Raw genomic sequence first — 13,258 nt, 5'->3', positions numbered from 1 at the left:
CTTACAGAACAGGAACGGTATGGAAAAAGGCACAAAGTTTATACCAATATGAACCAGGAGCTCAGGAACGGAAGCGGTTTAAAAATAACTTAACCTGGATTAAGTTGATGTTGAACCATTGAGTAAAGAAATGGAGCTGCCCGGAGGCGTTTTCCCGCCTGCCTGCCGTTTGTGTAAATATGTACCCGATACAATACCGGATAATTAACTTTGACGGATAATTAATAGCATATGCAATACAAAAAAATACTGGTTGCAGGGGTTCTCGCCGCAGGAGCAGCGGGCTGTGGTGTAACTCCCGGCAAGCCTGGTGAGCAAGCGACCGCAGAACCTGCCACTTACCTGAGCAGGGCCAATATGGATACAACAGTAAAGCCGGGGGATGATTTCTTCCTGTATGTAAATGGTACCTGGGTGCGAAATACACCCATACCAGGTGATAAAACCCGTTGGGGGAGCTTTGATGAGCTGCGGGATAAAACCAACAAATCCGTTCATACCTTGCTGGAAGCAGTAGCAAAAGAAACGGCAACGGCGGGCACGGCTTCATTCAATGTGGCGGCATTTTATAAAAGCGGTATGGATACGGCGGCCATCGATAAGGCCGGTAGCTCCGTACTTCAGCAGCAACTGGATGCCATTAATGCCATCACTAGCCCTCAGCAACTGCTGGATGTGATCATTGCAAACGGTAAAATGGGACTGCAGACCGTTTTTCCTCATTTTATCGGGCCGGATGACAAAAATGTTTCCCAGAATATCATCCAGTTTACACAGGGCGGATTGGGATTGCCGTCGAAGGACTATTATACTGATAAGGACGCCGGTGCCGAAAAGAACCGCGAAGCCTATAAAGCGTATATCAAACAGATACTGCAATTGGGTGGTGCCGATTCGGTAAACGCTGCAAAAAGTGCCGGCGCTATCTTTGATTTGGAGCAAAAGCTGGCAGCGGCTTCCCTGTATCCGAAAGAGATGCGGGACCCGCAAAAGATGTACAATAAATTCAACCTGGATGCACTTTCCCGCCAAACACCTGGTATTTCCTGGAAAGACGTTTTTGCAAAAATGGATATCAGCGGGCAGGATTCACTCCTTGTTGCCGTACCGCAATATTATAAGGCCCTTTCGGGGCTGCTGACTTCCATACCGCTGGATACCTGGAAAAGCTACCTCACCTATAACCTTCTTTCCGATATGGCCCCCTACCTGGGACGGAGTTTTGACGAAGCGCACTTCAATTTTTATGATAAAACCCTGAGCGGACAAAAAGAGCAAAAGCCGCGATGGGAGCGGGTAATGCAAGTGATCAATAATTCGATTGGAGAACAACTGGGAAAGCTGTATGTAGACCGGTATTTTAAACCGGAGGCCAAGCAGAAGATGGTGGAGCTGGTGCAGAACCTGCAGGATGCCTTTAGCAACCGCATCAAAAACCTCGACTGGATGAGCGATGCCACCAAACAGAAGGCGCAGGCCAAGCTGGGCGCCTTTATGAAAAAGATCGGCTACCCTGACCACTGGAAGGAATATTCCGGGCTGGAAATCGCTCCGGACCGTTATGCACAGAATGTGCTGAATGCTGCCGCCTTTGAATATCAACGCAACCTGGCCAAACTGGGAAAACCGGTGGACCGCACGGAATGGGGCATGACGCCCAATACCGTCAATGCCTATTATAACCCGGCATTTAATGAAATTGTTTTTCCTGCGGCAATCCTGCAATTCCCTTTCTTTGATTTTGGTGCAGATGATGCCGTAAACTATGGAGGTATCGGCGCGGTAATCGGTCATGAAATGACCCATGGTTTCGACGACCAGGGCGCACAGTATGCAGCGGACGGGAACCTGAAAAACTGGTGGACCCCGGAAGACGAGAAGAAGTTCAGGGAGAAAACAAAAATGGTAGAAGAACAGTTCAATCGTTACACCGTACTGGATTCCATACACGTAAACGGCGCGCTTACCCTGGGTGAGAATATTGCCGACCTGGGCGGAATCGCGATCGCCTACGATGCGTTTAAAAAAACCAAACAGGGACAGGGTAACGAGCTCATTGATGGCTTTACTCCGGACCAGCGCTTTTTTATGAGCTGGGGCCAGATATGGAGAAGCAAGTCAACTCCGGAGCGTGCGAAGCAACTTATCAAAATAGATCCGCATGCACCTGCTGAATGGAGAGGAAACGGACCCTTAACAAATTTTGAACCCTGGTATAAAGCCTTTAATGTAAAACCGGGTGATAAAATGTATAAACCCGAAAATGAACGGGCAAAAATCTGGTAATTTGTTTTTGCTTATTTTGTTAGAAAGGCCGTCCTGATTTGATCAGGATGGCTTTTTTACCGCAATGGTCAACAGGCAATGGTGAATACGTAAAATTGGGGAGTTAAATCGTAAGCGGTAACTTCCAAGATCCAAAAGACAAATCTCAAAAACAGATACCATTATCACTATCCTATTTGCTGCCTGTATCCTAAACTAATTGAAAACCGTTAGCTTATAGTTGAGGGCCAATGGCTGAAAACTGATCGCCAAAAGCAAACGGGGTGTCATCCGGAAGCGTTAAACAAAATGCCATACTCAAGTCTCGCGTATGCTCCGGAACGTGAGATTGACCCGGGGCTTCAGCACCTTCTTCGTGGGGGGCAGGCGGTGCAGCCAGTGGGTTTGGGTAGTTCCTTTCATGACAAGCAAACTCCCATGCTCCAGGAAGCAATCGACCCGCTCTCCGCTGGTTTTATGCTTGAACGCAAATTTCCGTTCTGCGCCAAAACTCAGCGAGGCAATGGCTCCGTTTTTCTTTAGTTCCCGTTCCTCATCGCAGTGCCAGGCCATGCCCTCGGTACCGGTATGGTAGAGATTGAGCAGGCAGGAATTATATTGCTCGCCGGTTTTTTCTTCACTTAATTGTTTTAGCTCCAGCAACTCCTTTGTCCAGGGCAATGCTGTTTTGGTAGCGTTGGAGTACGTGTATGCAAAGTTCTTATTGCCATACCAGGCCACCTCTCTTTTGGTAATGATCCGCTTTCCGAAGATCACGGCTTCGTCATTCCGCCATTCAATGGTCTCCATCAGCCGGTTAAAATAAGTAGCTGCTGTTTCCGGTGTAAAGATCCGGCCATAATAATGTACCATGCCGTCAAAGGGAAGAAGATTCTGCATAAAGAAAATCGTATTTTATAAAGTCTGCAACCACCGCCTTTTTAGTATTTAGAACTTAATCTTTAGTCCTGGCCTGTTCCCAACCAATAATGGCCGCTTTTCGCAACGCTCCCCACATATAACCCCCGGTATGCCCGGTAGACTGGATAACACGGTGACAGGGGATAAGATAAGCTACGGGATTGCTTCCGATTGCGGTGCCCACGGCACGGGATGCATTCGGGCTTCCGATCTGTGCGGCCAGCGAGCCGTAGGTGGTTAGCTGCCCCATAGGAATCTTCAGCAGGCTTTCCCAAACCTTTAGCTGAAAATCGGTGCCTTTCAGGTGTAATTTGATTTCGGGCAGCGGCAGGTCATTGTTTTGAAAAATCGCCAGCGCGTTTTGTTGCAGCCGGTCCAGGCGCTCCAGGAAGCTTGCATTCGGAAATCGTTGTTTCAATTCCTGCAATGCGGTTGGAGCGTCATCATAAAAAACCATATGACAGATCCCCCGGGAAGTGGATGCTACCATCAGGTTGCCAAAGGGGCTGGTTGCAAAACTATAATGGATGTGTAGGTTGCTACCTCCATTTTTGTATTCGGCGGGTGTCATCCCTTCGATATTGATAAACAGGTCGTGTAACCGCCCGGTTCCGGAAAGCCCTGTTTCAAAAGCAGCGTCTGCAACAGAAGCCTGGCTGCTTTTCAATACCTGCTTGGCATGTTCCAGACTGATGTATTGTAGGAATTTTTTCGGACTGATCCCGGCCCAATCGGTAAAGATGCGTTGAAAATGATAAGGGCTGGTGTGGGCGGCCTTTGCAATGGCTTCCAGATCAGGCTGCTCCTTAAAATGGCTTCGGATGTATTCGATGGCCGTTGCCACCTTGGTGAAATTTATTGCTTCCTGTACCTTCATAATACGAATTTATAACACAAAATTGAGGACTACGGCTGTAAAAGGAAACCCGATTCTTGCGTTGTTCAGCAGGAGGATGGTTTTGCCTGGAGGGACTGGAGTTTTTGACGTCGAATGTACGCAAATAAGTTGCCTGCATGCTCTGATTGCGTAGCGTCTGCGGCAAATAAAATTTGTGTTGATGGTAATAAAAGTGTGGCATTGCTCAAAATCAGTCAGCCGGAATAAATGAGCAGACAGGAATATATGCAGTCTGTTAACGGTTGCTGTGAAAGATGTACTGCAGATAGCAAAAAAAGAGTGTCCTGATGAACACTCCCGGCTGTCTTTGATAGATTCTCAATCTTTTATATAGGGATAATAGTATATTCAAACCCTTTGTAAAGCAGCCAGTTGTGTATTGGATATTGTACTGCAAAGCAACTGTTTTTTTATCAAAAAAACCTTGACTTAAGTTAATAAATTAAGGTGTTTTTTTGCTGCCGTAAGGTTCAAGAAATAGAAAGGAAACGGCTGTTGACGGCTTATTTCAATGCCATCTGCTCGATCTTATTACCGATGGATACCTGTTTCATTTCCTGTTCCAGCAGATCAAAGTCGGCCCGCAGCACTTTTTTTGTGAACAACCCGTTTTGGAGCAGGAGTATTTCGTCGCAGGTTTCATGCAGCGTGGAGAAAATATGCGAAGAGATCAGGATGGTTTTTCCCAGTTCCTTCAATTTTTGAATGATGGCTGTAATCAGCAGGTTGCTTTGTATATCTACTCCGTTAAAAGGCTCGTCTAAAATGAAGTAATCATTCTCCTGCATCAGGATCGCCATCAGTGCCAGCTTCTTCTTCATACCTGTAGAATAGGTAGCGGCATATTGGTGTAAGGGCAGGTCGAAAATGTTTTTTTGTTCCGGTTGTACAAGGAGTTTATGCCTTGCCCTGCAGAGCAGCTCCAGGTATTCTGCCCCGGTGATTTTTGAAAAGAAAAACGGTTCTGTCTGCAAAAGACCCAGGTGGTTTTTCAGCGGAAGGTGGTCGGCGGTGATCTGTCCTTCGTATGCTTCGATACCTGCAATACAATTAAACAGGGTGGTTTTCCCTGCACCATTTTCACCAACAATACCATATACGCGTCCGGTGTGAAACGTAGCAGCGATGTTGTTTAAAACGACATGGTGGCCGAAGCTCTTGGAAAGGGATGTGATCTGGATCATGAAAGATATGTTGCAAGCCGGTCAACAGACCGGGAATAAAAAAAAGGAATGAGGCCTAGCAGCAGGGGAGGGAAGAAGATACTGGCCAAAAAAATGAGCAGCTGTACCAGCTGGATCTCACCAGGGTAGGCGATGTATTTTACCAGGATGATCTGTGTAATGTATGCATAGCTCAATAATTGGATACCGGCGGTCACCCACCATTTTTCAGGAAAAGCGATGAATAATGCTGCCAGGGGAAGAAAGGTTAAGAGGGTGCTATGCCATACTGCAGTCTTTATTTTTTCCTTTAAAAAACCAGCAGGACTGCAAGCGAAGTTCCACACATAAAACAAAGGCTCCGGCTTGGTATAAAAGGAGCAGATCAGCAGGATTATACCTCCTTGTGCAAACAGGCAGAGATTGAAATTGTTAACGAAAATGCCGATGCCCATCAGGGCATATGCCCCCAGAATAAGCAACAACGATTGACGGAAACCGGTCAGAAACTCAAAAGGCCGTTTTCCAAACGGTGTTGGTATAGTGGTGCTGATATCCGGTACCTGATTGATCAGGCTCAGCAACAGGGCCGCCGGCAACAGCAGTAATCCTGTAATGAAATAGTGACTGCAGAGTAAAAACAGCACAAAAGGCGTTACTACAATGGCGTTTTCGGCCAGCCGAATCCTGCGCAGGGATTTTTGCGGAAAAGTGATGCGGAGAAAATCGGTTCTTTTCTGGGTGCCAAGCTGTAGCATCCAGGAAGCTGCAGTAAACAGGTAAAGATAAACGGCTGCGCTGGTCTTTAAGAATAACAACCATGACACCAGAATAAAGCCTGCAGTACCCAATACCCATCCCCATAAGGGGTGCAGACCAAAGTCCTTTAACTGTCGGTTGAGCAGCCGGAACTGTAAACGGAAATAAAAATTCATTTACTGGGCATTCAGCAACGGGAAATAACGTTCTTCAATGATCTTAAAATGATGTGCCTGGTGTCCTACAATCGTGAAACCCACTGCGAGTACAGACATTTCTGTATTATAGGTATGGCCGATGGAAAGCAGCTGCTCGTTGCTGAGATTTTTATAAAACGCAAGGGTACTCTGGCGAACCGCCACCAGCTCATCCAGCAGGGATTCAAGGGTTCTTTCGCCGGCATTGGAATTGTTGGCAAAGAGGTTCTCATCAAATGATTGGGCCGGAGTGCTGTCCTTCCGGGCGAAACGCAATGCCCGGTAAATAAACACCCGCTCGGTATCGGCAATATGTAAAAGGAGTTGCTTGATCGTCCACTTGCCGGGTGCGTATACCTGGTCGCCCAGACTGTTGATCTTTTCTTTATCCAGCTGGTAAACATCAAGAATGCTTTTTTGAATAGCGGGTACAATTTCCAGTTCTTCCGGTACCTGGTTAATGTAACGGTCGAAATACGCCGGCATGGGATGAATGGCTGATTTATTCATGTTATTACTGGTTTAAATCGAATGTAGTTACAAATATAACCTAATAAGATGGTTTCAGCGGATAACTGCAACAAGCGCATAAAGATAGTTCAGTCATGAAAGGGTTGGCTGATCGGGCAAAAAGATGATTCAACCTTTCCAGGACAGATCCGAACAATTCTCCCTATCGGCCTGTTTTAGTTATTAAAACCAGCGTATGAACAAGAGAGTACTGGGACGTACAGATTTGCAGATTGCACCAGTTGTATTTGGTGGAAACGTTTTTGGATGGACCATAGACGAACGCACTTCATTCCAACTGCTGGATCATTTCGTAGATGAAGGGTTTAATATGATTGATACGGCCAATCAATACTCCTATTGGGCACCCGGCAATAAAGGTGGCGAATCAGAAACGATCATTGGTAACTGGCTGAAGAAAACCGGCAAAAGAAATGCTGTGTTGATTGCTACAAAGGTAGGAGGAAGCATGACGGGTCAGCCGCAACCGGATACCTCAAAAGCATATATTCTGAAACAGGTAGAACTTTCATTAAAGCGATTGCAGACAGATACCATCGATCTTTACCAAACGCATTTTGATAATGAGGATGTTCCGGTAGAAGAGACACTGGAGGCTTATGCGCAACTGATTAAAGAAGGAAAAGTACGCTGGATCGGCGCCTCCAATTTATCGCCACAGCGCCTGAATGCTTCGCTGAAAGCATCCGCTGGGCTTCAGTTACCGGTTTATCAAACCTTGCAGCCGGAATACAACCTTTATCAGCGGGAACGATATGAAACACAGTATGAGCCTATCGTAAAAGCCCAGGGGTTAGGTGTCATCGCTTATTACGCATTGGCCAGTGGGTTCCTGACAGGAAAGTACCGGAGTGAGGCAGATCTTGCAAAAAGCACCCGGGGAGCCGGCATCAGGAAGATGCTGGATGAACGGGGAAGGAAGATTCTGGCGGCCCTGGATGGGGTATCGGACGCTTACCGTACGTCTCCTGCAGCAGTGGCGCTGGCATGGCTTCTGTCCCGTCCTTCCATTACGGCGCCCATTGTAAGTGCCACCAGTATAGCGCAGATGCTGGGAATGACGGATGCCGTGAGGCTGCAGCTATCAGATGATGCCCTGGCAACACTGAACGCGGCCAGCGCGTATTCACCAACAGACCTGTCAGGCATTTAAGCCTAACAGGTCCTGGCTCAACTTGCTATCGTGCTGCAACGGTAAGTCTTCCGGTTGCAATGCGCAGGGCCTTTTCAAGGTCCCGGACCAGGTCTTCTGCATCTTCCAAACCAACAGAAAGCCGCACCAGGCTATCGGTAACACCCGCGCGGCGACGGATGGCTGCAGGAATGGATTTATGGGTCATTTCACTGGGTAAACAGATCAAACTTTTTACGCCGCCGAGGCTTTCAGCCAGTTGGAAATAGCGGGTAGATTTAACCAGCTGGGTTGCAACACCCGTTTCGTCTACCTTCAGATCGAAGCTTACAACACCGCCAAAATATTGTTGCTGTTGTTGGGCAATGGCATGATTGTGATGGTCCGGAAGCCCGGGATAGTATACATTTTTTACAAGGTCCTGGGTTTGCAGAAATTCGGCGATAGCCTGGGCATTCTTTGAGTGTTGGGCAATGCGCAAAGGAAGTGTTTCTATTCCCCGGATGGCAAGCCAGCTGTCAAAAGGTCCGAGGATGGCACCGGACGCATTTTGAATGAATTTGATCTGATCGTCAAGCTCGTCTGTTTTGGTTACAACGATCCCGGCAATCACATCGCTATGTCCCGCAAGATATTTGGTAGCACTGTGCACTACGATATCGGCTCCCAAGTCCAATGGTTTTTGGGCAGCGGGAGAGGCAAAGGTATTGTCTACACAAAGCAAAATGCCCTGCGTTTTTGCAATGTTGGCAATTGCACGGATATCTGAAATTTTTAATGTGGGATTGGTGGGCGTTTCAATCCAGATCAGCTTTGTTTTTGGAGTGATGGCAGCTGCTACCTTTGTTACGTCGGTGGTGTCTGTGTACCGTACTCCGATACCAAACTTCTGGTATACATGGGTAAACAGGCGGAAGGCGCCGCCGTAAATGTCATCTACTGCCAGGATCTCATCGCCTGCAGCAAGGAGTTTTACAACTGCATCAATGGCTGCCAGGCCGCTGGCAAATGCAAATCCACGGCTGCCGCCTTCCAGTTCGGCGATCAGTTTTTCCAGTGCGGCACGTGTGGGATTATTGGTACGCGAGTAGTCATAACCGCGGTGCATGCCGGGCGCCTCCTGTACAAAGGTGGAAGTTTGATAAATGGGGGTGGAAATGGCGCCGGTCAGTTCATCTGCCGGAATGCTGTGTAAGATCTTTGTTTGCACTTTCATTTTTTTGTTTTTAACGGTGAAGAATGCTCATGAAAATCCATCCGGAAAAACGAAAAGGAATGCCGGGAGCAAAAAAAAATGCACTCCCGACAAGTCAGAAGCGCATTCAACTATTTTACAAATAAATGAAAAGGCTTTTTCTAACTTATCTTTCCACAAGTGTGGTTGAAGGTGGCACCTTCCCGCGTGAGCGGAGGTTGCCAAGACGTCATTGGGTCAAGTCCCTCGGTCTTTCTGGATAAGAATATTTTCAAGAACTGCAGCAAAATTATAGACTATTTATTGAGGCTACCAAATTTTTGACGAGATTTTTTACACTAAAAAATAATCCTCGCAAAAATCAGATCTGTTTGCTGGCTGGATCCGGTTTGTTTCCAGGCACGACGGCCGGCGATTTTAACCGGCGTCAAAAGCAGGTTATAACTTTTCTGCATTCGGGTATAAGCAGCCGTCTTTGTTTGCCATTGTCTTTTCCAATAACGGGCGGGGTGCAACAGGATAGGCTATGGATGGCAATACTCTCGAAGAGATGTTTGTTGATTTTTTTAATAAAGATCCGGATCTATTATAGAAATAATAATCTTTTGTCATTTTTATTTTAAAAAATAAGCAAAAAAATTTTGTTCGTGTATTTTTTTCGATAACATTTGTCTTGCTATTCACTATTTTTTAACGAACCCCCGAACCTTCTATGACCCAAAAAAATCAGACCTGATTCAGCTCCGGTTTTAAGTAAAAAAGAAAAATCTCGAAGTAAAGATGTGCCTGAGAATGTAAAGCGCGTCTGCATATGCAGGCCTGCCATGCTGGATTATTGCTATAACCGGCCTTTTACCTGCCAGAAATGTACCTCAATTTATTAAACTCAAAAAATTACGAGCGCTTATGCAAACAAGACTCAAGAAGTATTTGTTGGGTTTGCCGCTATTGCTATGTTGCCTTTTGTTGAAGGGGAATATCCTGCATGCCGCAAAACCCGTTACCGGTAACCGCATTCCGGTCCCGATTCAGGCATCGCCTGTTGAAGGAAAAGTAACCGACTCTGCCGGCAACCCTGTAGCCGGTGCTACTGTTAAGATCAAAGGGAAGACATCAGCCGTTGCCACAGCTGCCGACGGTTCATTCCGGATCAATACAACTCCTGGCGAGATACTGGAAATATCTGCCATTGGTTTTCAATCACAGGAAATAACGGTAGGTAATGAAACCTCCTTGCAGATCCGACTTTCCGCTGTTGCTGCAGCCCTCGATGAAGTGGTGGTAGTGGGGTATGGTGCGCAAAAACGTTCCAATCTTACAGGAGCCGTTACCAGCATCAGTACCAAAAAATTAACCGATATACCGGCAGCGAATATGTCCAATACGCTTGCAGGCCGCGCTCCGGGTGTAACCGTTACGAATACCTCCGGTCTTTCCGGCGCCAGCTCCAGTATCCGTATCCGGGGCGCTAATGGCGAGCCGCTGTATGTAATTGATGGTGTAATTAAAGGCAAGGCGGAGTTTGATGCGCTGGATCCTAATGAGATCGATCAGTTAAACGTGTTAAAGGATGCGGCAACGGCTTCGATCTATGGTTCGAGAGCAGGTAACGGTGTAATTGTAGTAACGACAAAAAAAGGAACCGCCCAAAAGCCAACCTTGCATTTTCAAACCTCGTATTCAAGATCTACCCCTACAAGAACCTTGCTGAGCGATCGTACCACAGCCATTGATGAACTGATCTATCAGAACCGGGTGGTGCAGTTCAATAATGAGTACAATAAAAAAAATGATCCGCTGCCCAATGGTGAAACGGAGTTTAATTATTTCAGGGATAAGAACTATAATGTAAACGACTGGGTTTGGCGCAATCCGACGGTGCAGAAATATCTGCTGGATGTTTCCGGGGGAAGTGAAAAACTGAATTATTATAACATGGTCAGCTATACCGGTGAAAATGGGTCGTATGAGAACCTCGGGTATAAGAAATTCAATCTTCGTTCAAACATTACCGCAAAAATCACCAACGATATCAAGCTGAACATGAATATTGCTGCGGCACAACAAAACTCAGATAAGTTTTACTGGCCCTTTTCCCCGGACGATGATTATGATGTATCGGATTTTTACCGGGTAACCTTTAACTGGCCCAAGCTCTATCCGTTTTATATCAATGCCGACGGAACTCCGGCCGATCATATTACCGATTACCCTGTACAAACCCCGATGGGCAGCTGGCAGGCCTGGAGCGTGATTGACCAGGTAATGGGCGATCGTTATATCAAAACAAGGAAGCGCCAGTTGAATACCATCGCAACCCTCGATATTAACCTGCACAAGATCACCCGGGGCCTGGCCGCTAAAATTGTGGGTAACTATGAAGCCAATGATTTTCTGCGGAAATGGTATATGACTTTCCAGAAAAACTATGTGTTCATACAGGGCGATCCGAAGAACCGGTTCGTGCCGGGTCCGCCGGATCCCAACAAGGTCAATATTTTTAATTTTAGCCAGCAGGCGCCATTTTTGCGCTATCAGCAGGACAATGGCTGGAAGTATCAGTTCAATGCCTTCCTGACCTATAATCGTAGTTTTGGAAAGCATACGGTGGATGCCCTTGCAGTATTTGAGCAGCGGCAGGATCATTTTTACCGGTCAATTTCTACAGCATATAATCCTATAGCAAATATCGATCAGTTCTTTCCTTATTCTGCAGACCCTGCCGACCGGTTTGCCGATGGGCTGGAAGGACTGGGCGCCGCGCAGTCCTGGATCGGAAGGCTGAATTATAATTATGCCAATCGGTACATTGTAGAAGCATCGCTGCGGTATGATGGCAATAGTGCTTTTGCCAAAGGGCACAAATGGGGCGCATACCCGTCTGTGTCACTGGCCTGGCGGCTTTCGCAGGAATCTTTCTTCAAATACCATGTGGCTTTTTTGAATGAGCTGAAACTAAGAGCCTCTTATGGTACCACAGGAAATGACCTGAATTATTCCAATATCGGCGATCCGCAAACCATTCAGGGATTCCTGTATAAGGAAACCTATCAGAACAGTACACCCTATGTGTTTGGCGACCGCCTGTATAAAACCATCCGCCCCAGCCCGGTACCGGTGCCCGGTCTGACCTGGGCCACAGTGGAGAACAAGAACATCGGTCTGGACTTTGCCACGCTGAACAGCCGGCTTTCCGGGAGACTTGACTTCTTTACCAACCGGATGAAGGACATCCTGGCTTCGCGGGTGGTGGCAATACCGGATGTTTATGGTACTACGCCTGCGCCGGAGAACTATGCAGTCCGTTCTTTCAAAGGCGCGGAGTTTGATGTGCAATGGAATGACCGCGCCGGAAAGGAATGGTCTTATGCCGTATATGCCAATATGGGCTATGCCCGTGACCGCTGGGATGTGCTGGATGAGCCGGTGGCCTACGGACCGGATGGCGTGGAGCATTTCCGCACCCGCATTGGCCAGCCCGAAGACCGTATCTATGGTTTTAAGGCACTGGGTATTATCCGCACGCAGGAGCAACTTGATAAGCTGACGGCGGAAGGCTATAACTATTATGGCCGCAAACCTTATATGGGGGCCATTATCTATGAAGACATAAGAGGCGATGGTTACACGGCCGGTGCCGATGGAAGGATCGATGGGAATGATGTACAATTGCTGAGCAAGAACGGAAAACCCAGGGTCAACTACGGATTTGGTTTCAATGTATCCTGGAAAGGACTTTCGCTGGATGCACATTTTCAGGGGGTAACTTCCTATGATGTGATGATCAGTAACCAGGACGGGCCGGGTATCCGGCAGTGGGGCGGCAACTTCCGCGTATATTATCCCATCTGGGCCAGTGATGTGTGGACCCCCGAAAATCCTGATGCCCGGTATCCGCGCGTGGTGGGGCAGAACTGGCTGGAATCCGGCAGCGATGGCTCCACCTTCTGGATCCGGAACGGCGCTTACATGCGTTTGAAGAACCTGAACATTGGTTACACGCTTCCGGAGCGGTGGATCAGCCACCTGAAACTGGTAAATGCTCAGGTGTTCCTGAACGGCACCAATCTCTTTGCGATTTCGAAGCTCAAGGAGTTCCAGGATCCCGAGCAGAAGAACTATGATTCTTACCCGGTGATGAAAACACTTACCGCTGGTTTGAACCTTACCTTTTAAATGACCTCAAACAGATATTCA

9 protein-coding genes and 1 riboswitch are annotated in these 13,258 nt (G+C 47.3%); of the genes, 3 read left to right on the top strand and 6 right to left on the bottom strand.

Annotation, left to right across the window (positions count from 1 at the left end):
• Positions 1-231 precede the first annotated feature (231 nt).
• Positions 232-2,286 (top strand): M13 family metallopeptidase, encoded by a 2,055-nt coding sequence (locus LL912_RS09970; RefSeq protein ID WP_235553427.1) that lies wholly within the window; start codon positions 232-234, stop codon positions 2,284-2,286.
• A gap of 297 nt (positions 2,287-2,583) precedes the next feature.
• Here the strand turns inward: LL912_RS09970 and LL912_RS09965 are convergent, their stop codons facing one another.
• From LL912_RS09965 to LL912_RS09945, 5 genes are all read right to left on the bottom strand, one after another.
• Positions 2,584-3,165 (bottom strand): alpha-ketoglutarate-dependent dioxygenase AlkB family protein, encoded by a 582-nt coding sequence (locus LL912_RS09965; RefSeq protein ID WP_235553426.1) that lies wholly within the window; start codon positions 3,163-3,165, stop codon positions 2,584-2,586.
• A 55-nt stretch (positions 3,166-3,220) separates the two neighbouring features.
• Positions 3,221-4,063, bottom strand: a complete 843-nt coding sequence (locus LL912_RS09960) for a methylated-DNA--[protein]-cysteine S-methyltransferase (protein WP_235553425.1) — start codon at positions 4,061-4,063, stop codon at positions 3,221-3,223.
• 524 nt (positions 4,064-4,587) lie between these two features.
• Entirely contained in the window at positions 4,588-5,268 is a 681-nt protein-coding gene (locus LL912_RS09955; protein WP_235553424.1) for an ABC transporter ATP-binding protein, read from the bottom strand.
• A complete protein-coding gene (locus LL912_RS09950; protein ID WP_235553423.1) occupies positions 5,265-6,182 on the bottom strand; it encodes a hypothetical protein in 918 nt (305 codons plus the stop codon). Before LL912_RS09950 ends, LL912_RS09955 begins: the two co-directional genes overlap by 4 nt.
• Positions 6,183-6,713: a DinB family protein gene (locus LL912_RS09945; protein WP_235553422.1), complete on the bottom strand. Its 531-nt coding sequence runs from the start codon at positions 6,711-6,713 to the stop codon at positions 6,183-6,185.
• Between the two features lie 196 nt (positions 6,714-6,909).
• Here LL912_RS09945 and LL912_RS09940 point away from each other — a divergent pair, with 196 nt between their 5' ends.
• Entirely contained in the window at positions 6,910-7,887 is a 978-nt protein-coding gene (locus LL912_RS09940; RefSeq protein WP_235553421.1) for an aldo/keto reductase, read from the top strand.
• A gap of 25 nt (positions 7,888-7,912) precedes the next feature.
• On the opposite strand, the gene LL912_RS09935 is transcribed toward LL912_RS09940, so the two are convergent.
• Positions 7,913-9,082 (bottom strand): trans-sulfuration enzyme family protein, encoded by a 1,170-nt coding sequence (locus tag LL912_RS09935; protein WP_235553420.1) that lies wholly within the window; start codon positions 9,080-9,082, stop codon positions 7,913-7,915.
• A 142-nt stretch (positions 9,083-9,224) separates the two neighbouring features.
• A riboswitch (SAM riboswitch) is annotated at positions 9,225-9,327 on the bottom strand.
• A 640-nt stretch (positions 9,328-9,967) separates the two neighbouring features.
• Between LL912_RS09935 and LL912_RS09930 the strand changes: the two genes are divergently transcribed.
• Positions 9,968-13,237, top strand: coding sequence for a SusC/RagA family TonB-linked outer membrane protein (locus tag LL912_RS09930; protein ID WP_235553419.1), 3,270 nt, complete (start codon positions 9,968-9,970; stop codon positions 13,235-13,237).
• The last annotated feature ends 21 nt before the right edge of the window (positions 13,238-13,258 follow it).

The sequence above is a fragment of the Niabella agricola genome (genome assembly GCF_021538615.1).
GTDB lineage: Bacteria > Bacteroidota > Bacteroidia > Chitinophagales > Chitinophagaceae > Niabella > Niabella agricola.
This window is presented reverse-complemented; position numbering and strand designations above follow the sequence as displayed.